The sequence below is a fragment of the Tenacibaculum litopenaei genome (assembly GCF_964514025.1).
Taxonomy (GTDB): Bacteria; Bacteroidota; Bacteroidia; order Flavobacteriales; family Flavobacteriaceae; genus Polaribacter; species Polaribacter litopenaei.
The window spans coordinates 19,271-43,174 of record NZ_CAZEQT010000006.1 but is presented as its reverse complement, the minus strand read 5'-3'; the positions used below and the strand labels follow the sequence as shown (position 1 = coordinate 43,174).

Sequence of the window (23,904 nt, the reverse complement as noted above, 5' to 3'; positions counted from 1 at the left end):
AAATGCTTTTATCCCTTTTCGATACTTCGATTACTGCGAAAAAACGGCTGATGCCCCCGTGAACATCAACCAAACAAACCAAATAATTTTTTTACCCATAAGTAGGTTAGCTATATAGTATACATTTCTTTCACCTTAGTTCTTTTGAGAATTCCCCCTCTCCTTTTCATCAGCAGTCGACACGATCCTAAAGGCCTCTCTGGACCAACTTACGGGTACCAGGCTATCCTTAGTGACGACGTATAAGGAATCGATAGAACTACTCTTTTCTAGGATAGAATTACCGAACAGATGCAGTGTATCGGCCTCTAAGCGATACGAACCTTTCCAATGATACGTTTCGTAGGCCGGACTTTTCTGTAAGTGAAATTTGTTATTCACCTTTAACTCCAATTTGTAATTGTATTTAGCGGTAGCCATGAGTCGCGTTGAGGCCTCAAAGTATTCACTATTCTTAAATACGAGCAATACTACAATAAATAACAGTGTCAACCACTGTGAAGATCTATCGAATTTCTTTTGCTCATATCGGACGGCTTCTTTATTCAAGAAATTTTCATACAGAAACAAGCCTAGATAGACAACTGCTAAACTCACAAAATAAAGCGTATGAATTAATCCAATCGTGTAATTTTGACCAAATGGAAAAAACTGATATACCGCCAAACTTCCAACCAGAACTTGGCCTAATAAAATATTAAATCGTTTCATAAATTCGAATTGATGAAGTGCGTTATTACCATTCCTTAACAGTTATTTTATCGGTCTTTATATGATACGTAAACACGCAATCCAATGCCGTTGAATACACTTGTAATTCCTGGATATCGTATAGAGCACCGTACAGTTTCATCGTACATATATCGGTTGCAGAAATTAACGGAGTTGCGCTTAGATGTGAATGCGTCACAGCGATAATTTTATCATTTTTCTCGGTCCTCGTTTTAACTGCTAGCATAGTTTTATGAAATTTCTTCCAAGCTGTTATCTGTCCTTCCTCAGATACCCAAAACAAGTAATCGTTTCCCAACGGAATAATATCATGCTCAGTAGTACCCATTATAAGATACATACGATAACCTCTTTTAGCAGGGAGCAGTACTAAATTGGCACTAAACCCCTCAACCATGCCAATGTTGTATTTAGGGTTGTTAAGCTGTTTCACTACCTCCATTTTTACAGCTAGCAAGTGCTTTTCTTTTGCATTCAAATCTTTCTGTTTGTGTTCTATGACAACAGGAGTATTTACATCCTCTTTTAGACAACTATACCTAGCAATACGCTGCTTTTGATTTTTATGCAAAAAAGTAATGTGAATGGAATCTTTGGAATCAAAGCGCACGTAACCGCCATAATCTTTGCGCAGTAATGGCTTACTCATCAAGACATCGGTGCCATTCCATGCGATTTTTTCATAGGCGTACAACAGCTTGGCTTCCTGCCTAACCGAATCTAATTTACGCATCAGAAGTGGACGATTTTCTATCTTTTGAGCATAACTACTCAATACACTTAATAATATAGCAATTCCTAGTACGAAGGTTTTCATAGCTTTTCGTTTTCTGTAAAGTTACTAAATTATCTCATAAAAAAGGATGTAGCCTTGATACTTGTTTACCCATTACAGCAGGGAAACCACAATAATCATACAACGACCAAAATTCAACGGAGCTTTGAGCTAGACTCCTACAATTCACAAATAGGCCGCATTCGTAACTGCAGTTACCATGACCTTGTTAAAATGTGTTAAGTAGTAAAACTCCTTACTTTCAGTAAGGATTATAATTTACTATTTCAGAATAGTAAGCATACATTTGAAAAACTTAAATTTCAAATTATGATGAAGAACATTTCAAACTTAGGAAAAACATTAGAAAAAACTGCTCAAAAAAAGATTCACGGAGGATTTGACCCAACAAAAGAATTATGCGTTCCCAACCCAACACCGAGTTCAGTGTGCAATGCATACATCATGCCGAACTGTTGTATTCAATGGGACTAATACAAAAAGAGATCGGTTATTAAAAACAAATGAATCTCATTCGTTTTCAATGATCATTTTTTAACGAAAAAAAAGGGAGCTTTTATCAAAGCTCCCTTTTTTTTTATTTTTTGTCTATTTGAAGTTTTTTGGCATTTTTAACCTTCTGTTTCGTCAACGCTAGGTCAATAACCTCGTGCATTTCGGTAACAAAATGGAACTTCAGTCCTTTTAAATAGCTCTCTTTAATTTCACTGATATCCTTTCTGTTTTCCTCACAGAGAATGATTTCCTTAATGTTAGCACGCTTTGCGGCTAAAATTTTCTCCTTTATTCCGCCTACTGGCAACACTTTACCTCTCAAGGTAATTTCACCAGTCATAGCGATCTTACTTTTTACTTTTCTCTGTGTATACAACGATACCAAAGAGGTAAGCATCGTAATCCCTGCACTCGGACCATCTTTGGGGGTCGCTCCTTCCGGAACGTGGATATGTACGTCGTACTGATTGATAATCGCCGGATCAATACCAAAGTTATCGGCATTTGCCTTGATGTATTTCATGGCGATTGTTGCCGATTCTTTCATTACATTCCCGAGATTACCGGTAATTGACAGCATCCCCTTTCCTTTTGATAAGATAGATTCGATAAACAATATATCACCACCTACACTCGTCCAAGCCAATCCTGTTACAACACCAGCAGTATCATTGTTCTCATATTTATCGCGTTCCATACGAGCTGGCCCCAAAATACGCTCAATATCTTCGTTGGTCAAAGCAATGTTGTACGTCTCTTCTAAAGCGACAGATTTGGCTGCAAAACGAACTACTTTCGCCACTTGCTTTTCCAATCCTCTCACCCCAGATTCACGGGTGTATCCTTCGACTACCTTTTCAATTTGTGCCTTTCCTAATTTGAGGTGTTCCTCGCTCAATCCGTGCTCCTTTAACTGTTTTGGCAACAAGTATTTCTTTGCAATTTCCACCTTCTCTTCAATCGTATATCCCGTTACGTTGATAATCTCCATACGATCTCTTAAGGCCCAAGGAATTTGTTGTAAATTATTCGCTGTAGCTATGAATAAGACCTTTGATAAGTCATATCCCACTTCCAAATAATTATCGTAAAATTCTGTGTTCTGTTCCGGATCTAATACTTCTAGCATGGCTGAAGATGGATCTCCTTGGTGACTCTGCCCTAATTTATCTATCTCATCTAAAACAAATACTGGATTTGAGGTCCCTGACTTTTTAAGATTTTGAATCAATCGACCTGGCATCGCTCCAATATAGGTTTTTCTATGCCCTCTAATTTCAGCTTCGTCACGCAGTCCTCCTAAAGACATACGCACGTACTTTCTTCCGAGTGCTTCTGCCACAGATTTCCCTAAAGAGGTTTTCCCTACTCCTGGAGGTCCGTATAAACAAATGATTGGAGACTTCATATCTCCACGCAATTTCAACACAGCCAAGTGCTCAATAATACGCTCTTTTACCTTCTCTAGTCCGAAGTGATCGCGATCTAAAATTTTCTGTGCCTTCTTTAAGTCAAACTTATCTTCTGAATACACTCCCCAAGGCAATTCCAACATCAGCTCAAGGTAATTGCGTTGAACACCGTACTCTGCCATTTGCGGATTCATACGCTTTAGCCTTCCCAGCTCTTTTTCAAAAACCTCGGCAACTTCCTTGTTCCACTTTTTCTCCTTAGATTTCTTTCTCATATCATCTAACTCCTGATCATGAGAAACACCACCCAATTCATCTTGGATCGTTTTCAATTGTTGGTGTAAGTAGTACTCTCGTTGTTGCTTGTCTAAATCTGAGCGCGTCTTTGATTGGATATCATTGCGCAATTGCAACTTCTGCAACTCCTTATTCAAATTCTTCAAGGTGAGCAGTGCGCGCTCTTTCAGGTTATCCTTTTCTAAAAGCACCTGCTTTTGCGCTACGCTCAATTCCATATTCGATGAAATGAAATTCACCAAAAATGAACTGGAATGTATATTTTTAATTGCAAATGACGCTTCAGAAGGGAGCATTGGATTTTCCTTGATTACCTCTAAGGCCAACTCTTTTATCGACTCAATAATAGCGTCAAACTCCTTTTGATCATCAATTTCACGTTCCTCTCTAGCTTCTGAAACTCTCGCTTTCAAATACGGTTCTTCTTGCAGCATCTCATCAATTTCAAAACGCTTCTTACCTTGAATAATTACGGTCGTATTACCATCAGGCATTTTTAAAACGCGTAAAATCTGAGCCACTACCCCTGTGGTATGGATATCCTCAATACTCGGATCCTCCACCTCTGGGTTCTTTTGAGCTACAACCCCTACTACTTTTGATCCTTCATTGGCATCCTTTATTAACTGAATAGACTTATCTCTACCAGCGGTAATAGGAATTACAACCCCCGGAAACAACACAGTGTTTCTCAATGGTAAAATTGCCAATTCTTCTGGCACTTCCTCTTTATTCATATTTTCTTCATCCTCAGGGGTCAATAAAGGAATCAGTTCGGAATTTTCATTAAACACGTCTTGTAACGACAAATTGTCTAAATGTAATATCTTTGTTTTACTCATAACCATAATATCTGTCAACTTGGCACTTCTGTAAATCGTTAGTAGCACCAATACATTTTGCTAATATCTTTAAAATACTTAGTAATCAGCCAAGTACTCTATTAAAATCGGCGAATTACGTCTTTAATAGGTCAATTGTTATGCCATACTCACACATCATAATTAATAAACCTTGTAACTTTTGTCATTCCCAGTCGTCATATAGACATCAACAATCATCATACTATGAAAAAACTTTTGGTAGCAATCGGCTGTTTAGGAATGTTAACAGCATGTACAGATAGTAAAAACAGTGAGGCATTTATAAGTGCGACTCAAGGACGATATCTCTTTAATGCTGATGAAGTAATGGAAGTCTCTTTTGAGGACTCAGAATTAAAAGTCCAATGGAGAAACCAAAAACTGACACCGCTCAAAGTAAACGACAGTACTTTTTATTTGCAGGCCATGAATGAAAAGTTAATATTCCAACCAAAGCTGGCGCAAATTAAACTCGCTACTAAAAAGGAACACCACGGAAAAAATTACACATTTACAAAACTCGGTGAAGGACAACGCACCCCCAGTGAATACCTAAATGCAGGACAGTTCACAGAGGCACTACAAGGCTTTTTAGCCATTCAGCAACAAGACAGTCTTAGCCCTCTTATTAGAGAACGCACGCTCAACAAATTAGGCTATCGCCATTTACGAAATAACAATATTGAAACTGCGATACACGTATTTACCATCAATACTAAATTACATCCGAAAAGCTCAAATACCTATGACAGTTTAGCCGATGCCTATTTGGAGCAAAAAGACACGATAAAAGCAATCGAAAACTACCAATTAGCGTTAAATATAAACCCTGAACGCAGAAGCTCGAAGCGCCAATTAGAGAAGTTGCTAAAAAAGGAATAAACACACACCGTAAAAAGGAGCTATTGCTATACGAGTATGGCAATAGCGATTCCTGTAAAAACGACTATCTGAACCCATTTCAAATAGACGCCAACCACCTGATGACGGCGTATGTAGTTAGCGATACTTCCCGCCAACAGGGCGATACTCGAAAATATGGTAAAAGAGGTTACTATAAACAGTCCTCCGAGCACATAAAATTGCCAAACCACAGCTAGCTCCTCCGAAAAGAGAAACTTCGGAAAGAAGGCTAAAAAAAATACGGTCACTTTTGGGTTCAGTACATTCATCCAAAATCCTCTTTTGAATAATTTCCACAGGGACTGCTTCTTTACACCCTCTGTTGAAAAAGCGATGGTCGGGTCGCTTTTATACACCAAAAAGGCTAGGTACAACAAATATCCTGCTCCAAACAATTTAATTCCAAAAAATACGTATTCGTTATGCTTAAGTGCTTCTGAAACACCAAAGGCCACCAACGACGTGTGTATAATACAACCTGTCATCAAACCGGCTACTGTAGCCAAACCGTACTTACTACCGTTCACAATACCTTGTGTCAACACAAAAATATTGTCAGGTCCTGGAGCTACAGCCAAGGTTGCTGTAGCCAACACAAAAGAAATTAAGGTCTCTAGCATGATGACGGGGCTTATTTTTGCGCCAAAATTGCCTTGTTAATTCTCTTTATCAAGCGCGGACCTTCGTAAATAAATCCAGTATATACTTGTACCAGATCGGCGCCTGCTTCTAATTTTTCTAAAGCATCTTTCTCAGAGTGAATCCCCCCTACCCCAATAATAGGAAATGCTTTGTTCGACTTAGACGCTAAATATTGAATCACCGCAGTACTGCGATCTTTAATCGGCTGTCCACTAAGCCCTCCATTTCCAATGGCCTCCAACATTTCGGCACTTGCTTTTAACCCTGTTCTATCGACCGAAGTATTTGAAGCAATGACCCCATCAATTCCAGTATCTGCTACCAATGTGATTATTTCATCGAGCTGCGTATGATTCAAATCGGGAGCAATTTTTAATAAGATAGGCTTTTTAGAAGCTTTGGTATTATTTATTTCTTGTACAGCTACAATGAGTTCTTTAAGGTAATCTGCATCCTCTAACTTAGCATGACTACTCACATTCGGACAGCTGACATTTAACACAAAATAATCGACATAAGGATGTAAGCCTTCAAAACAGGTCAAATAATCTTCAGTATAATTTTCAGGTGCAGTAGCGGTATTCTTTCCAATATTACCACCTATCAATACCTTTCCTTTGTTCTTCTTTAACTGAGTGATTGCCGCTTCGAGTCCTTCGTTATTAAACCCCATGCGGTTAATAATTCCCTGATCATCTTTCAATCGAAACAAGCGTTTTTTCGGGTTTCCAACTTGTCCTTTAGGAGTCACGGTTCCGATTTCTACAAAACCGAAGCCCAAATCTGCCAATTCATTATACAACACCGCATTTTTATCGAATCCGGCGGCTAATCCAACAGGGTTTTTAAAGGTAAGACCAAACAACTTGCGTTCTAACCGTTGATCATTCACCTGATACATACTTCTAAACAGCGGTGATACCAAAGGTATTTTGGACAAGAACTTTAGTAATGAAAACGTAAAATGGTGAATCTTTTCTGGGTCAAACAAGAAAAATACAGGTCTAATAAATACTTTATACATGGGTTAATTTTTGCTAATGGATACTTTTTGGATTAAAAAAAAACTCCATAAAAATGGAGTTCTTTTCTGTTATCTTAATACAGCGCCTAAATTCTTTTCGAATGTCTGCTGCAATTTCGTCATAATTTTATCAATCTGCTTATCGGCAAGCGTCTTCTTCTCGTCTTGCAACACAAAGCTCACTGCGTATGATTTTTTACCTTCAGGAAGCTTATCACCTTGATACACATCAAACAAATCTACTTCTTTTAAAAGGTTGCGCTCCGATTGAAAAGCGAGCGTATACAACTCTTTAAAGGCTACTTGCTCATCTAACAACAAAGCCAAATCACGTTTCACTGCTGGGAACTTCGCCAATTCAGCTACTTTAATGTTGGACTTTTTTATAAACTTCAATACGTTGTCCCAATTGATATCGGCATACAACACCTCTTGTTTAATAGCAAAATTCTTAAGAATTGAACGTTTTACCACTCCTAACTCAACAAGTGTTGCTTTTCCTAAACTCAAAGCAATTCCTTCTGAGAAAACGTCGTTTTTACATGGAGTCGTTTTCAAACCTTTGATACCTAAACGCGTTAACAAAGCAGTGACTACTCCTTTCAAGTAAAAGAAATCAGAAGTTTGCGTCGACACTTTCCAACTATCAGCAACGCGATTTCCGGTAACGAACATACTAATGCGTTTTGCTTCTTGATATCCGCTATCAAATTTGTGATAGGTTTTACCCACTTCGTAAAACTTCAATGATGTTTGCTGTCTGTTTAAATTGTAAGCGATGCTTTCAAGACCACTAAACAACAATGACTGACGCAGTACTTTTAAATCATTACTCAACGGATTCAACATCTCAACATTATAATCCGCATTTAAATTATCTGACAACTCTACGTAATCCGCTTTGGTCAGTGAGTTTGCCATCGTTTCATTAAAACCTAAAGCCATTAACTGATCACTGATGATGTTTTGTACTTTGGTTTCCATATTCGAGTCAAAAGAAATAGAAGTATTGAGCTTATGTGAAAACTCAATATTATTATATCCGTAAACACGTAAAATTTCTTCTATAATATCAGCCTCGCGTTGTACGTCTACGCGGTATGAAGGAATTGTCAACCCTAAACCAGCTTCTGTAGCACTGTTGATTTTGATGTCCAAAGAAGCCAAAATATTCTTTATTGTTTCCTTCGGAATTTCTTGTCCGATAATGCGGTATGCATTTTCAAACGATAAAAACACTTGGAAGTCTTCCATCTTCTCAGGATAAAAATCCAAAACATCTGAAGATAATTTCCCTCCTGCGTACTCTTCTATTAACAACGCGGCACGTTTCAATGCATATTTCGTCATATTAATATCGATACCTCTTTCAAAACGGAAAGATGCATCGGTATTTAACGCGTGTCGTTTAGCCGTTTTTCTAACCGAAACAGGATTAAAGTAAGCACTTTCTAAAAATACGGTAGTCGTATGTTCAGTTACTCCTGATTTCAAACCACCAAACACTCCTGCAATACACAACGGATTGTCATCTTGGTCACAAATCATTATATCATCGGCACCTAAACTGCGTTCCACCTCGTCTAAGGTAGTAAACTTCGTTCCTTCGGCTAAGGTTTTCACAACAACCTTATTCCCTTTAATCTTTGCAGCGTCAAAAGCGTGTAACGGCTGTCCTAATTCGTGTAATACATAGTTGGTGATGTCTACCACATTATTTTTAGGAGCAATTCCGATGGCCTTCAACCTATTTTGGATCCATTCTGGAGCATCTTTAATCTCCACATCCGTAATAGTGATTCCGCAATAACGCGGTACCAATTCTTTATTTTCTACTTCGATATCTACTTTGAAAGTGCGCTCGTCAACGTGAAAATCAGAAACTGAAGGAGAAATCAATTCTAAATTTACTCCTTGTTGAATTAATCCTGCTCTCAAATCTCTTGCAACACCAAAATGGCTCATCGCATCGGCACGGTTCGGTGTTAATCCGATTTCAAATACGTAATCTGTTTCTATGTTAAACACTTCCGAGCAAGGTGTTCCTGGAGTTAAGTCAGCGTCCAACACCATAATACCATCATGTCCTGAACCCAAACCTAATTCATCTTCAGCACAAATCATACCGTGGCTTTCTTCTCCGCGAATTTTTCCTTTTTTGATTTTGAACTCTTTCCCTTCCTCATCGTATAATTTAGTACCTACAGTTGCTACCGGCACTTTTTGACCTGCAGCTACATTTGGAGCACCACATACAATTTGTACAGGACTCTCTCCTCCTAAATCTACTGTAGTCACTTTCAACTTATCTGCATTTCCATGTTGTACACAGGTTAACACCTCTCCTACAACTACACCGGCCAAGCTACCTTTAATGCTTTCTACTTTTTCGATACCTTCTACTTCAAGACCAAGATCTGTCAATAACTCTCCTGTCTTTTCCGCTTCAAGCTCTACTTGTAAAAACTGTCGTAACCAATTATATGAAATCTTCATTTTTTTAATATCTGATTTAGCCCGCAAATTTACAATAATTAATACGAATTAGTCAAGCCTTAATGCGATGTTTGTAAGTCCCCGATAGTTAACGTTTTGATAACATACGGGAATTTTTATTTGATTTTCTTTGTGCGCATTTTAGAAATTTAACATATTTTTATGAGAAAACTTATACCCTTCTTACTAGTGCTAGCCAGTTTAGCAGGCTTTTCTCAAATTCCATCCTACTACAACGATGTTAATTTGAACCAATCAGGGGCTTCTTTGAAAAACGCCCTCGCAACCAAAATCATTGCAACCCACACGACCAATTTATCCTATACTCCTGGAGTATGGAATGCTTTAAAACAAGCCGACTTAGCTATTGGAAGTACCAGCAAGGTTACCTTAATTTACGGTTATAGCGATACTGACGGTAATTACGTTACCGATCGCACACGAAGTAAAGACGCTAATGGGGGAAGCGCCGGAACACAGTGGAACCGCGAGCACGTATATCCAAAATCATTAGGTACTCCTAATTTAGGAACTAGTGGTGCCGGTGCAGATGCTCACCACCTTAGAGCTGCGGACATTTCTTTTAATTCACAACGCAGTAGCAAGAAATTTGCCGCTGGAAACGGAAACGCAGGTGATGTTACTGGAGGTTGGTACCCTGGTGACGAATGGAAAGGTGATGTAGCCAGAATGATGCTTTATATGTACGTTCGTTACGGAAATCAATGTCTCCCTAAAAACGTCGCTGTAGGTGCCACTGCAAGTAGTGACAGCAATATGGTTACCTTATTACTACAATGGAATGCGGAAGATCCTGTTTCTGCTTTCGAAAAGCAACGCAATACCGTAATTTTCGGAATCCAAGGAAACAGAAACCCTTTTATTGACAACCCGGCATTAGCCACAAAAATATGGGGAGGCCCTCAGGCACAAGACTTGTTTGGCGGATCATCATCTGACACTCAAGCCCCTACAGCACCTACCAATCTGAGTGCAAAAACTATCACTTCAACGAGCATTACCTTACAATGGACAGCTGCTACCGATAATGTGGGAGTTACTGCATATGATATTTTTAACGGTGGTAGTAAATTGGCAACAGCGACAACTACGAGCTACGAGCTTACAGGCTTAACTGCCAATACCAATTACGCATTCCAAATTAAAGCGAGAGATGCAGCCAATAACAGCTCGGTAGCAAGTGCTTTATTGAATGTAAAAACAAAAACTTCGACGACTACAGGTGGAGGCTCTTCTGCCTTATTTATCTCCGAATACGTAGAAGGATCGTCGAACAATAAGGCGATAGAAATTGCAAACTTCACTGGTTCAACTGTAAACTTAAGCGACTACAGTTTGAAAAAAGCAACCAACGGTGCTGGTTGGGGAAGTACTCTTTCATTAAGTGGAAACCTGAGCACAGGAAAGACCTATGTTATTGCTCATAGCAGCGCAACGAGTACACTTAGGACGAAAGCACAGCGAACTGATGCGAGTGTTCTATCGTTTAACGGTAATGATGCTGTCGGTTTGTTTAAAAACAACGTACTGATAGACCTTATTGGAAACCCTACAAGTAGTGCTGTTTTTGCTAAAGACAAAACGTTGAGAAGAAAAAGTTCGGTAAGCAAACCGAATTCAACTTACGATAGTTCAGAGTGGACAAGCTTTGGTAAGGATGATTTTTCTGGTTTAGGAACTCACAGTACCACAGGAACCACTCCTACCGACAACCAAGCTCCAACTGCCCCGAGTAACCTCGTAGCAAGCGCGGTAACCAGCAATAGTTTTACTGTTAACTGGACGGCAGCTACTGACAATGTAAACGTAACTTCTTATGACGTATACGCTAACAATACCAAATTAGGAAGTACAACTGCTACTAGCTATAACTTTACGAGTTTGACAGCTGTTACTCGTTATTTAGTGCACGTCATCGCAAAAGACGCCGCTGCAAATAACTCACCGGCAAGTGCAACCATTTCAATCACTACCAAATCGGTATCCCTAAGCTACTGTGCTGCCAAAGGCAATAATTCTAGCTACGAATACATCGATAAGGTAGTATTTGGAGGAATGACGAATACCTCGACTTCTAATAGTGGATATGGTGACTTCACCAATCGCGTAGCAAATATTACTAAAGGAAGCAACCCTATCACCATCAGTGCAGGATTTGCAGGTTCGGCCTATAGCGAAAACTGGAAAATTTGGATTGATTTCAACCAAAATGGAACCTTTGAAAGTTCAGAAGAAGTATTGAGTAAAACATCGTCAAGTGCCAGCGATTTAAACTACCATATTCAAGTTCCGACGACTGCCAAAACTGGTAAAACTCGCATGAGAATTGTCATGAAATGGAACGGTACAGCTGCTGCCTGTGGATCTTTCTCTTATGGAGAGGTTGAAGATTACAGTGTAACTATAGCCGCTAGTAGATCAGCGCACGGCGATCAGGTTAAAAACACCACGGAGAGCGTAATTGCCAGCACGGTATACGTCTACCCTACTCGTGTAAACCACACACTTCAATTTAACTTCGATACTGCTTCAGAAGTAGCCTTTGAAATCATTAACTCGCAAGGGCAACGCGTTCAAAAAGGAACGGCAGCAAAGCGTATTGATGTCAGTACAATTTCGAACGGAATTTACCTAGTACGCTTGTACGATGGTCAAAAATCTGTAACCAAAAAATTCATAAAACAGTAACATTAAAATAAACAAAACAGCCTAACTTACCTGAAAGTCGGGCTGTTTTGCTATATTCATATCTGAAAACTAATTTACTAATAATCAATATTTTACATTAACGCAAATTAAACCATTCACAATGAAAAACCTTCTTACACTATTTTTCTGGATGTGGACCTTGGCGATTATCGCTCAAATTCCATCCTATTACAACGATGTTAACATCAACCAAACTGGAACGGCATTAAAAGACGCCTTGGCCGTAAAAATCATCAACTCACACCACACCAACTTATCGTATACACCAGGTGTTTGGAACGCACTCAAGCAAACAGACTTAGACCCTACTGACAATACCAAAGTATTGTTAATTTACGGATTTAATGACAGTGACTCTGACATAACGAACGACAGAACTCGTGGAAAAGACGAGAACGGTGGAGGTTCAGGAGTTTGGAATCGCGAGCACGTATATTCGAAATCTCTTGCTAGCCCAAATCTAGGAACCACTGGTGCTGGTGCTGATGCACACAACTTGCGCCCTGCTGATGCACAACGCAATTCATCGAGAAGTAACAGAAAGTTTGCCGCCGGAAGCGGTACTGCATCGTATATTACCTCTCAAGGATACTGGTATCCTGGTGATGAGTGGAAAGGTGATGTAGCTCGTATGATGATGTACATGTACCTACGTTACGGGAATCAATGTTTACCTACAGGTGTTGGAGTTGGAAACACAGTTGCCAGCGACAATAACATGATTGACCTTTTTTTACAATGGAATGCAGAAGACCCTGTTTCTGATTTAGAGAAGCAACGCAATCCTGTACTACAAAATTTACAAGGAAACAGAAATCCATTTATTGACAATCCTGCCTTTGCAACTAAAATTTGGGGAGGACCACAAGCTCAAGATTTATTTGGTAATGGTGGTAACAACGATACTCAAGCACCGACGACTCCAGGTAGTTTAGTAGCATCAAATATCACAAGTACTACTGTAAATTTAGCTTGGACAGCAAGTTCTGACAATGTTGGAGTAAGCGGATACCGCGTGTATAACGGTGCTTCTCAAGTAGCCACTGCAACGGGGACTTCTGTTACAGTAAACGGGTTGAGTGCTGCCACCAATTACAACTTCACAGTGAAAGCTTATGACGCGGCTGGAAATCTTTCTGCTGCTAGTAACGCAGTAGCTGTTACCACTACTTCAGGAGGTTCTGGAGGAGGAAGCGGTGCTACAGACTTATTCATCTCTGAATATGTTGAAGGATCATCGTATAACAAAGCGATCGAAATTGCCAACTTTACAGGAAGTGCTGTAAACCTCAGCAACTACAGTCTTAAAAAAGTAACCAACGGAAGTGGTTCATGGAGCAGTACCCTAACACTTAGCGGTACCTTAGCAAACGGAGAAGTGTACGTAGTTGCACACGGAAGTGCGAGTACAGCCATTAAAAACGAAGCCGATATCACCAATAATAGCGTTGCTAACTTTAACGGAAATGACGCTGTAGCCTTGTTTAAAGGAAGCTCGATTATTGATTTAATCGGAAACCCAAATAGCAGCGCTAACTTCGGAAAAGACGTGACGTTACAACGTAAGCCTGAGGTTAAGAGCCCAAGTACTTCTTACGTTACTTCGCAATGGAACAGTTTAGCTAGCAATACCGTTTCAGGATTGGGAAGTCATGCAGTTCAAGGAGGTGGAGGTGCTACTGATACCACTGCTCCATCTGCACCAAGTGGTTTAACAGCCTCTGGAATTACACAAACTTCAGTAAACTTAGCATGGACAGCTGCTACGGATAATGTTGGAGTTACTGCCTATGAAGTATTTAGGGGAAGTACCAAAATTGCGACAGTAAGCAGCACATCGTATACTGCTGGTTCTTTAACCGCTGGTACCAATTACGCATTTAGCGTAAAAGCAAAAGACGCCGCTGGGAACAATTCTACAGCGAGTAATACCGTAAACGCAACGACGTTGAGCAATACAGTTACGTACTGTAACTCGAAAGGAAACAACGCTAGTTACGAATATATCGATTACGTAGGTATAGGAGGAATTAGCAATAGTACCGCTTCTAACAACGGTTATGGAAACTTTACCGCTCAGAATGGAAATATCGGATACGGAAGCAATACTGTTATTGTAAGTGCTGGATTTAGTAGCTCAGCCTATACTGAATTCTGGAAAGTTTGGATAGACTACAACCAAAACGGAACTTTTGAATCATCAGAAATGGTAGCTAGCGGATCATCGTCAAGCGCTGCGAACCTTTCGTATAACTTTACGGTACCTACTTCGGCAAAAGCTGGTAAGACAAGAATGCGTGTTTCTATGAAATGGAAAGCTGCACAAACAGCCTGTGAAAGCTTCTCTTATGGTGAAGTTGAAGACTACTCAATTACTATCGGAACGAGCAGTGCTAGCCGAGCTACTGTAGTGGCAGATGAAGAATTAGGAAATGAAGAAGCTATTTTCAACGCTTCAGTATACCCAAATCCTGCTGCCAATAACGTAACGATTGGAATCAAAGACTTTAGAACAGCGAATTTCGCAATTGCCAATATGCTTGGACAAACAGTGCGTCAAGGTACAGCGAATCGCGCTATTGATATTGCTGACTTACCTACCGGTACGTATATCGTAACGATCACGGACGGACAGAAATCACTAACAGAACGTTTGATAAAAAAATAACACCTAACTTATTTTAAGTCAACTCAAAGGGCAGCAATTTTCATTGCTGCCCTTTCTTTTAACCCTTCTAAATACCTAAGAATTCATCGATTTCTTTGGTCAGTATAATTCTTTGTACTATTTTTCATTTTGAAACCCTTAACGTAAAAAAGAGTAAGCGTATGAGTAGTTATAATGCAACGATAGAAGAGGAAAACAAAGAAATAGCCAACAGATACAAGGATTTACTTAAAGGAACGTACCAAACATTATCTGAAGAAGATAAAAAGTTAATTCGCAAGGCGTTTGAAGTTGCCGTTGAAGCACATTCTGAACAACGAAGAAAAACCGGAGAACCTTATATATTTCACCCGATAGCCGTTGCTAAAATAGTGGCTTATGAAATTGGTTTAGGAGCGACTTCCATCGCTGCTGCCCTACTCCACGATGTCGTTGAGGACACCCACTACACCGTAGAAGACATGGAGCGCTTGTTTGGTGAAAACATAGCGCGTATCGTTAGCGGACTCACCAAAATTTCAAACCTCAGAAAAGAACAAGATTATTCTATACAAGCGGAAAACTTCCGTAAGATGCTCTTGACCTTGCACGACGACGTTCGGGTAATTTTAATCAAGATTGCCGATCGCTTACACAACATGCAAACGATGGATGCGATGCCTCCTCATAAGCAGGTGAAAATTGCTTCGGAAACCTTGTATATTTATGCACCCTTGGCGCATCGTTTAGGGCTTTACAACATAAAAACAGAACTCGAAGACCTCGGACTAAAATACACAGAACCCGATGTCTACAACGATATTTTAAGTAAAATTGAAGGTAGCAAAGAAGAACAACAACGCTATATTGATAGTTTTACTTCCATTTTAAAGACAGCGCTTGACAAGGAGCAATTTAGTTATGAGATTAAAGGGCGCTTTAAATCTATATTTTCTATCCGTCGTAAAATGCGCAAGCAGAATGTGACTTTTGATGAAGTCTACGACAAGTTTGCCATCCGTATTATATACAATCCACAATCGGAAGATGAAAAATTTGATGCTTGGAAAATTTATTCCATCGTAACGGATTTTTTCAAACCCAACCCTGCGCGTTTACGCGATTGGATTTCTCAACCAAAATCGACGGGCTACGAAGCGTTACACATAACAGTTATTGGTCCGCAATCAAAATGGGTAGAAGTTCAAGTTCGTTCGGAAAGAATGGATGAAATTGCCGAAAAAGGTTATGCGGCTCACTTCAAATACAAACAAGGAGCCATTAATGAAAACGGCTTAGAAGGTTGGTTGAATAAGTTAAAAGAGACCTTAGAAAACCAAAGTTTAAATGCTGTAGATTTCGTAGAAGATTTTAAACTTAATTTATACGCAAAAGAAATCTACGTCTTTACCCCAAAAGGCGATCTAAAATCACTTCCCAAAGGAGCGTCGGCACTTGATTTTGCATTTTCCGTACATACGGATGTCGGATTAAAATGTCGCGGGGCCAAAGTCAATGGTAAATTGGTACCACTGAGCCACGAACTGAAAAGTGGTGACCAGGTAGAGGTGCTAACAGCTGCGAACAACAAGCCCAATGTACGCTGGCTCGATTTTGTGTTAACCGCTCGAGCTCGTACAAAAATCAAATCGGCTTTAAAGGCAGAAGAAAAACGCATTGCCGAAGAAGGAAAGGCTATTTTAATGCGAAAATTACGCCACCTCAAATTGGGTACCAGCGAAAAAACCATTCATGAAATAGCGAGTTACTTTGGCTTTAAAACCAGTTTTGACCTCTTTTATCGCGTGGGTAATGGTGCCATTGACAATACCAAATTGAAAGAATTTATGGCGCAGCGCAGCGGGGCCTTAATGAACTTTATCAAAAGTACCTTTAAGCGAACGCCATCAAAGAACGTTACCGACAAGGAAGAAATTACTAGTAAATACGATTCTCTAGTGTTCGGTAAAGACGAGCAAGTACTCGACTATACATTATCGAAGTGCTGTACTCCCATTCCCGGTGATAAAGTATTTGGTTTTGTAACGATCAACGAAGGGATAAAAGTTCATAAAAACGATTGTCCTAACGCCATATCCCTACAATCGAATTACGCTTACCGCATTATGCCTGCAAAGTGGATCGACTCTACTCAGCAAGAATTTAAAGCGAACTTACAGCTCTCAGGTATCGACAAAAAAGGTATTGCCAACCATATCACGCGAATCATCTCAAATAATATGGATGTCTATATTTACGGTATCAACATCGCAGGTGATGATGGCGTATTTGAAGGAAGTATTACCCTGGGAGTCAAAAACAAATCACAACTCAACAAACTGATTGACAATATTAAAAAAGTTGATGGAGTCCAAAAAGTTGAGCGTGTTAATACTTTGTAAATATCATTTTACTTAGTTGTTAGTTTTATCAATAATTAAACGTAAATTTGTCATTTAGTAAAATTCAATAAGAATGAGTAACTCTGCAGACAATCAAGAAATAGTAAAAAAGGTTTTTACGTCGTATTTAGAAGAGAAAAAGCACCGTAAAACACCTGAGCGTTACGCTATACTACAAGAAATTTATGATGCTGATGAGCATTTTGATATTGAGTCTTTGTATATCAAAATGAAAAACAAGAACTACCGCGTGAGTAGAGCTACCCTGTACAATACCATAGACTTACTTTTAGACTGTGGCTTGGTGAGAAAACACCAATTTGAAGGGCAATCTATGGCGCGCTATGAAAAAAGTTATTTTGACAAAAACCACGACCACGTAATTTTAACGGATACTGGAGAGGTAAAAGAGTTTTGTGACCCTCGTATTCAAATTATTAAAAAGACTATTGAAGAGGTTTTTGACATTGACATTCACAACCACTCACTGTATTTCTACGGAACCAAAAAGAAACAAGATTAACAACAACATAAACATTTAACAATTCACAACTAAATGGCAGTAGATTTATTACTCGGACTCCAATGGGGGGACGAGGGAAAAGGTAAAATCGTAGACGTTTTAACTACCGACTACGATATCATTGCTCGTTTTCAAGGAGGACCAAACGCCGGTCATACTTTAATTTTTGACGGTAACAAACACGTATTACACACCATCCCTTCGGGAATTTTTCACAAAACGGCGTTGAATGTCGTGGGTAACGGTGTCGTAATTGACCCTGTTATCTTTAAAAAAGAGCTTGAAAATCTTGATCAACACCATATTGATTATACCGCTAAGCTTTTTATTTCGAGAAAAGCACATTTAATTTTACCAACGCACCGCTTGTTAGACGCGGCTTCTGAAACTTCTAAAGGAAAGGCCAAAATTGGTTCTACTTTAAAAGGAATCGGTCCTACATATATGGACAAAACGGGTAGAAATGGAATGCGCGTTGGAGATTTAGAACTCGACAATTGGAAGGAGAAATACGATCAACTTACAGAGAAGCACCTAAAAATGCTAGACTTCTTTGACGTAGATATTCAATTCGATTTAAAAGAATTAGAAGCGGAATTCGTAGCGGGTATTGAGAAACTAAAGACCCTTACTTTTATCGATTCTGAAGCCTACTTGAATCAAGCCATCAAAGATGGAAAGAAAATTTTAGCCGAAGGAGCACAAGGTTCTTTATTGGATATTGATTTCGGAACCTATCCGTTTGTAACGTCTTCGAACACAACTGCAGCAGGTGCCTGTACAGGTTTGGGGATTGCTCCAAACAAAATCGGTGATGTTTACGGAATTTTTAAAGCTTATACCACTCGTGTTGGTTCAGGACCTTTCCCTACGGAACTCTTTGATGAAGACGGTGCAACCATGGCACGTGTTGGACACGAATTCGGAGCGACTACAGGACGCCCAAGACGCTGTGGATGGCTCGATCTAGTAGCTTTAAAATACGCCGTACAAGTAAATGGAGTTACACAACTTATGATGATGAAAGGAGATGTCCTTTCAGGATTCGACACTTTAAAAGTGTGTACCTCGTATACCTATAAAGGAAAAGATGTTACGCATTTACCGTATAATATAGAACCAGAAAACGTAACACCAGTATATACAGAGTTCAAAGGATGGGCTGATGATTTAACCAAAATGACGGATAAAGATCAGCTTCCGAAAAACTTAATGGATTATATTGCGTTTATCGAGAAAGAAACAGAGGTTCCCGTAACCATCGTTTCTGTTGGTCCCGATAGAAAACAAACGATTACAAGATCGTAAAAACTATAAAAAAGGAACTCTTTGTAGGAGTTCCTTTTTTATTTTCTCAAGAGTTTTCTCCAAGTTGGCGAGGATACAAACCACAATAGAAAACCGCTTAACACCGTGATCAATCCTAACAGAGAAAATACGCGTAATACCACTGTATTAAAATCATCTCTTCCTTCATAATCCATAGTATGCGTCATCCATAGAAAATCAAACCAGCGCCATTGTCTATGCCGCACTGTCTGAAATTTTCCATCAATTACAGAAACATAAGCTTTTAAGGCATCTTCTTCATAAGAAATCACATACGCAGGTAAAAGACGCCCTCGATACTCATGATGCCCATCGACCTTTGTTACTTTATCTATCGAAACAATTTTCAAACCTGCTTTCAATTATTTTTTTGCTATCGCCAAAGCCTCTACCCTACTAATACTGTCCTTGGACTTTCCAGTTCGAGCATTAAACAACTGCTTTTTATTAATCCAATAATAAGGTTGGTTTCCTATGTCTCGCAGTGCTATAGAATGAATCTCATCATCCATTTCCAGTAAACTGGGACTCATCAAACTATCAAAGGCCACCGGTTTGTAAGACAAATTTTTATATTGATCTCCGTGTATTTCATCTAAATCAGTCCAACTGAAATACAAACCACTGAGGGTCCAAAACAAAAATTGAACTCCTAAAAAAAGCCCTAGATATCGATGTGTTTTTCTAATTTTAAGTTTCGTTTGTACCTTCATCCTAGTCTGTTAAAGTTATTACTTAGTGATTACCAGCATTTCAATTAGCCGGTAAGATATACGACACTTTGAAACACATTCACAAATATATCAATCCCCTCCCGCTTACTCAAATGAAGGCATGAATCTCACAGCTTCGTGCTGATCACAATGCCCCCATCGGGTTTAAACTCGTATGGACAGCTACAAACACCTTCATTCCTTCTAAGATTCACCTGCGCATCGGACTAAAGCGCTGCGTTGCTTAAAGTATGTAAATCCCGATAGTTTCAAAACATACGATATACGTTCCTTTAAAACTCCCTACTATTTAAAACCATTAAGAACAAGCTGGCTAATCCCTTAATTTTACCAAAAGATTTTAAACCTATTGATTTATGAAAGCACTGTCTTTAATTCTGAGTATGATTTACTTGAGTTTGTGCGTAGTTTCTTGCAATTCAAAAGAACGTTTCAATGAACTTAAAAATCGACAGTTCAGCATCGATGATTTTTTTCAAAAAGTAGCTTCAGTGGAATTAATAACTTCAGATGAAGATATAATATACATTGACTACGAATTCGATAGCGACAATAAAACCATAAATTTGCTATCTTCTCGAGAGAAAGAGCCTGACTTCTTTATGCTACATAGTGAAGAGGAAATTAATAAACGTGTGTTTGATAATAGCTACGAGGTTTTTTGTAATAGCGAAGGAGATAGTACTGATAATTGGGTAAAAACGTGCGATGGTAAATCTTCTTGTAGTGATGTAATTTATAACTGTCTCAAGCAAATAGGATGTGCGAAGATATGTAGGTTAAAAATGGCCTATGCCCCCCAAAGCAGAAGCTTCTACTTGTTAAACTAAAAAATTTTATCAATCCACGTAAAAAGAAGGGTAACTCCTCTTTTCTACGAAACTACCTATCCTTGAAAGCCGTAGAAGAATTCCTGAATCTCCTCGTGTCCTTACGCTGCGCCTCCGCAGCTACCTCAACACTTATGATAGATTAGATGGAAATTACCCTATGCTTCAACAAGGCCTTATAGCCCACCAATTGCTCAATCTCTACAAAAACAGCACACTAACTTTAACACAAAACATTCCTACTAGAATGTTTTATTGATTTACTTTCGATGTATGAAACAGCAACAAAAGTCAGATCATACACGTCGCATTATCATACATACTGCATTTGAATTGTTTTTCAAACAAGGATATCGGGCCACAACTATCAACGAGATTATGAACGCCACATCGCTATCCAAAGGAGCTTTTTACCATCATTTCTCAAATAAAAAAGACTTGGGCAATCAAGTAATTTCCACCATACTCAAAAATCGAATCTACGAGGGTTTGATTGACCCGCTGCAGAAATACAAGGAACAGCACACGGGGATTTTATTATCCGAAGTTTTTATCAATCGGCTAAATTCTTTTACGCGACGTGAATTGCTACAGGGCTGCCCAATCAATAATTTAATCAACGAAATAGGCCATGTAGAACTAGAACAACGATTGCTGCTGCGCGCCTTATTGGAAGATTGGAAACTCCAGCTGACGAAGGTCATCACCTACGGTCAAGCACAGGGCCAGCTCAAAAAAGATATCGACCCTAAAGCCTGTGCCACTTTTTTGATTGCCGCCTTTGAAGGAATCCGAGGTATACGAAAAGTTTATGACGACAATGATCTGATCGAACATTACAAAACAGCCTTGCAAGCTTATGTAATCAATTTAAAGCACACTTCATAGAAGGCTAATAAAAGTAACTACGCCCGTAATAGTCTGCTCTCATACACTGAATAAGCAAAATAACAATACTCATGGAAATTACATTACAACAACATTCACCAACGGCGGTTAAACTGAACCACCCCAATTTCAATATCATAGTAGACCGTCCTATCGAGAAAGGCGGTAATGCTGAAGGCCTGATGGGAGGCCAGTATTTACTGGTAGGAATTGGCGGTTGTTTTGCGAGTAACTTGCTAGCTGCGCTCGCGGCCCGTAACATCATCGTACATGGATTGACGATCACCGTAAACGCCAGCATAACAAACCAAGCTCCTGCCCGCTTTAACCCCATCGCTATACAGGTGAGCTATGCTTCTATTAGTGATGAGCAAAGCCTGCCCAAACTCATTAAAATCGCAGAAAAGGCTTGTATAGCCATTAACACGATCAAACTAACGACAACACTCACTGTAAAACCTAAGGAAAATGAATATTAATACTAAGCTCGCAACTATTCAAGAATACTTCTCTCCTAAAGTTATTGGAGACGTTAATGACACTTTTGTAAAAGTTGCAAAAATTAAAGGAAATGATCTGCCCTGGCATAGTCATGAACAGGAAGATGAGTTTTTCTACATCATAAAGGGGGCTCTGCTATTTGAGATTGAAAATGCTCCGAGTTTCGAAATGCAAGCAGGTGATTATTTTAAGGTACCTAAAGGTGTCCTGCACCGCGTTTCAAGCAAAGAAGAATGCCATATCCTTTTGGTTGAGAAAAACACTACACAACATACAGGAAGCGTTGAATCTCCACTCACCAAATCGATAACTTCGCAACTTCAATAATAATTAAAGCAAAAAAATAGTCCTCACTAGTGAGGACTATACTGTTTTACATATTTTTAAAACGTTCAAAGGCTTCTCGTTCCAATGTTTCTCTAAAATTTGGATGCGCTATAGATATTAAAGCTTTTGCTCGCTGTTTCAAACTTTTACCAAACAAATTCACCACACCGTATTCCGTTGCAACATAGTGTACATGTGCACGGGTAGTAGTCACGCCTGCTCCTTCTTTTAGCACAGCACTAATTTTTGACAATCCTTTATTAGTAATCGAAGGCATTGCGATAATGGCTTTTCCTCCCTCCGACAAAGCAGCTCCGCGAATAAAATCCATTTGACCACCAACTCCGGAATACTGATACTTTCCTATGGTATCCGCGCATACTTGCCCGGTTAAATCAATTTCTATTGCGCTGTTGATGGCAGTAACCTTAGGGTTTAGTTTTATCAAACTCGTATCATTGGTATAGGCGGCTTCTTTAAAGTGTACCGAGGGGTTGTCATCGATGAAATCGTATAACTTTTGGGAACCTACGGCAAAACAGGTAACAATTTTCCCCGTCTTAATTTCTTTATCCTCCCCGGTAATGATCCCCTTTTCAACGAGTGGTAAAATTCCATCTGAAAACATTTCCGTATGAATCCCCAATCGACGGTGGTTGCCTAAATTGTGTAAAACGGCATTCGGAATAGCACCAATTCCCATTTGCAAGGTAGCACCGTCATCAATAAGTTCAGCCACGTGAGCTCCGATCTTTTGTTCAATCTCAGAAGGAGCACCTGTTAACGACGGGTGTATAGGCTCATCGCAGGTAACGGCAAAATCAATCTGATCACTATGGATAATTCCATCACCGTGAGAACGAGGTACTTTTGGATTTACCTGAGCGATCACCATTTTCGCATTTTGTATTGCCGGCAAGGTAATATCAACCGAAGTCCCCAACGAACAGTACCCGTGTTTATCAGGTGGCGAAACTTGGATAAAAGCCACATCCAACGGATAAATTCCCCTTCTAAATAACCAATGAATTTCACTCAAAAAAATAGGAATATAATCTCCGTTATTCGTATTCACTCCCTCTCGAACATTAGCTCCTACAAAACAACTCCTCAATTTAAAAGCCTCTGAATACGGCTGCTGTAAATATTTCGCCTCTCCATGGGTGTGAATTTGAATTATTTCGACCTTTGATAACTCGCGGTAGCGCTCACAAAGTGCGTCGATTAATAAATTAGGAGTCATTGCGGCTCCTTGAAAAAATACTTTATTACCAGATTGTACATGGTTTACTGCCTCTGTGGCGCTCACCATTTTAAGTCCTTTCATGTTTCT

General features: G+C 39.3%; 18 protein-coding genes and 1 pseudogene. 11 read left to right on the top strand and 8 right to left on the bottom strand.

What is annotated here, in order from left to right:
- Nucleotides 1-135 precede the first annotated feature (135 nt).
- Both ACKTS5_RS08795 and ACKTS5_RS08790 read right to left on the bottom strand, forming a co-directional pair.
- The gene (locus ACKTS5_RS08795) at nt 136-711 is read right to left on the bottom strand and encodes a hypothetical protein (protein WP_408043496.1); all 576 of its coding nucleotides are present in this window, start codon (nt 709-711) and stop codon (nt 136-138) included.
- Between the two features lie 25 nt (nt 712-736).
- Complete coding sequence (locus tag ACKTS5_RS08790) at nt 737-1,549, bottom strand: hypothetical protein (protein WP_408043495.1); 813 nt, start codon at nt 1,547-1,549, stop codon at nt 737-739.
- Between the two features lie 288 nt (nt 1,550-1,837).
- Between ACKTS5_RS08790 and ACKTS5_RS08785 the strand changes: the two genes are divergently transcribed.
- Nucleotides 1,838-2,002, top strand: a complete 165-nt coding sequence (locus ACKTS5_RS08785) for a hypothetical protein (RefSeq protein ID WP_408043494.1) — start codon at nt 1,838-1,840, stop codon at nt 2,000-2,002.
- A 103-nt stretch (nt 2,003-2,105) separates the two neighbouring features.
- On the opposite strand, the gene lon is transcribed toward ACKTS5_RS08785, so the two are convergent.
- Complete coding sequence (lon, locus tag ACKTS5_RS08780; protein ID WP_408043493.1) at nt 2,106-4,574, bottom strand: endopeptidase La; 2,469 nt, start codon at nt 4,572-4,574, stop codon at nt 2,106-2,108.
- 225 nt (nt 4,575-4,799) lie between these two features.
- Between lon and ACKTS5_RS08775 the strand changes: the two genes are divergently transcribed.
- On the top strand, nt 4,800-5,477 hold the full coding sequence (locus ACKTS5_RS08775; RefSeq protein WP_408043492.1) for a tetratricopeptide repeat protein: 678 nt from the start codon (nt 4,800-4,802) through the stop codon (nt 5,475-5,477).
- 26 nt (nt 5,478-5,503) lie between these two features.
- Here ACKTS5_RS08775 and ACKTS5_RS08770 read toward each other — a convergent pair whose 3' ends face one another.
- The 3 genes from ACKTS5_RS08770 to pheT form a co-directional block, all read right to left on the bottom strand.
- Entirely contained in the window at nt 5,504-6,118 is a 615-nt protein-coding gene (locus tag ACKTS5_RS08770) for a LysE family translocator (protein WP_408043491.1), read from the bottom strand.
- An 11-nt stretch (nt 6,119-6,129) separates the two neighbouring features.
- Entirely contained in the window at nt 6,130-7,164 is a 1,035-nt protein-coding gene (locus tag ACKTS5_RS08765) for a quinone-dependent dihydroorotate dehydrogenase (protein ID WP_408043490.1), read from the bottom strand.
- A 69-nt stretch (nt 7,165-7,233) separates the two neighbouring features.
- A complete protein-coding gene (gene pheT, locus ACKTS5_RS08760; protein ID WP_408043489.1) occupies nt 7,234-9,660 on the bottom strand; it encodes a phenylalanine--tRNA ligase subunit beta in 2,427 nt (808 codons plus the stop codon).
- A gap of 162 nt (nt 9,661-9,822) precedes the next feature.
- Between pheT and ACKTS5_RS08755 the strand changes: the two genes are divergently transcribed.
- The 5 genes from ACKTS5_RS08755 (at nt 9,823) to ACKTS5_RS08735 (ending at nt 19,270) form a co-directional block, all read left to right on the top strand.
- On the top strand, nt 9,823-12,369 hold the full coding sequence (locus tag ACKTS5_RS08755) for an endonuclease (RefSeq protein ID WP_408043488.1): 2,547 nt from the start codon (nt 9,823-9,825) through the stop codon (nt 12,367-12,369).
- Nucleotides 12,370-12,490: 121 nt separating this feature from the next.
- On the top strand, nt 12,491-15,058 hold the full coding sequence (locus tag ACKTS5_RS08750; RefSeq protein WP_408043487.1) for an endonuclease: 2,568 nt from the start codon (nt 12,491-12,493) through the stop codon (nt 15,056-15,058).
- A 161-nt stretch (nt 15,059-15,219) separates the two neighbouring features.
- Nucleotides 15,220-17,439, top strand: a complete 2,220-nt coding sequence (locus tag ACKTS5_RS08745) for a RelA/SpoT family protein (RefSeq protein WP_408043486.1) — start codon at nt 15,220-15,222, stop codon at nt 17,437-17,439.
- A gap of 73 nt (nt 17,440-17,512) precedes the next feature.
- Nucleotides 17,513-17,962: a Fur family transcriptional regulator gene (locus ACKTS5_RS08740; protein ID WP_408043485.1), complete on the top strand. Its 450-nt coding sequence runs from the start codon at nt 17,513-17,515 to the stop codon at nt 17,960-17,962.
- A 33-nt stretch (nt 17,963-17,995) separates the two neighbouring features.
- Entirely contained in the window at nt 17,996-19,270 is a 1,275-nt protein-coding gene (locus ACKTS5_RS08735) for an adenylosuccinate synthase (RefSeq protein ID WP_408043484.1), read from the top strand.
- Between the two features lie 38 nt (nt 19,271-19,308).
- On the opposite strand, the pseudogene ACKTS5_RS08730 reads toward ACKTS5_RS08735, so the two are convergent.
- Nucleotides 19,309-20,004, bottom strand: a pseudogene (locus ACKTS5_RS08730) (PepSY domain-containing protein).
- A gap of 377 nt (nt 20,005-20,381) precedes the next feature.
- Between ACKTS5_RS08730 and ACKTS5_RS08725 the strand changes: the two are divergent.
- The 4 genes from ACKTS5_RS08725 to ACKTS5_RS08710 all read left to right on the top strand — a co-directional run bounded on the left by ACKTS5_RS08725 (nt 20,382) and on the right by ACKTS5_RS08710 (nt 22,571).
- Nucleotides 20,382-20,855: a hypothetical protein gene (locus tag ACKTS5_RS08725; protein WP_408043483.1), complete on the top strand. Its 474-nt coding sequence runs from the start codon at nt 20,382-20,384 to the stop codon at nt 20,853-20,855.
- 273 nt (nt 20,856-21,128) lie between these two features.
- Nucleotides 21,129-21,743 (top strand): TetR/AcrR family transcriptional regulator, encoded by a 615-nt coding sequence (locus tag ACKTS5_RS08720; RefSeq protein ID WP_408043482.1) that lies wholly within the window; start codon nt 21,129-21,131, stop codon nt 21,741-21,743.
- A 71-nt stretch (nt 21,744-21,814) separates the two neighbouring features.
- Nucleotides 21,815-22,222 (top strand): OsmC family protein, encoded by a 408-nt coding sequence (locus ACKTS5_RS08715; RefSeq protein ID WP_408043481.1) that lies wholly within the window; start codon nt 21,815-21,817, stop codon nt 22,220-22,222.
- Complete coding sequence (locus ACKTS5_RS08710; protein ID WP_408043480.1) at nt 22,212-22,571, top strand: cupin domain-containing protein; 360 nt, start codon at nt 22,212-22,214, stop codon at nt 22,569-22,571. Before ACKTS5_RS08715 ends, ACKTS5_RS08710 begins: the two co-directional genes overlap by 11 nt.
- Nucleotides 22,572-22,617: 46 nt before the next feature.
- Here the strand turns inward: ACKTS5_RS08710 and ACKTS5_RS08705 are convergent, their stop codons facing one another.
- Nucleotides 22,618-23,898: an acetyl-CoA hydrolase/transferase family protein gene (locus tag ACKTS5_RS08705; RefSeq protein ID WP_408043479.1), complete on the bottom strand. Its 1,281-nt coding sequence runs from the start codon at nt 23,896-23,898 to the stop codon at nt 22,618-22,620.
- Nucleotides 23,899-23,904 lie beyond the last annotated feature (6 nt).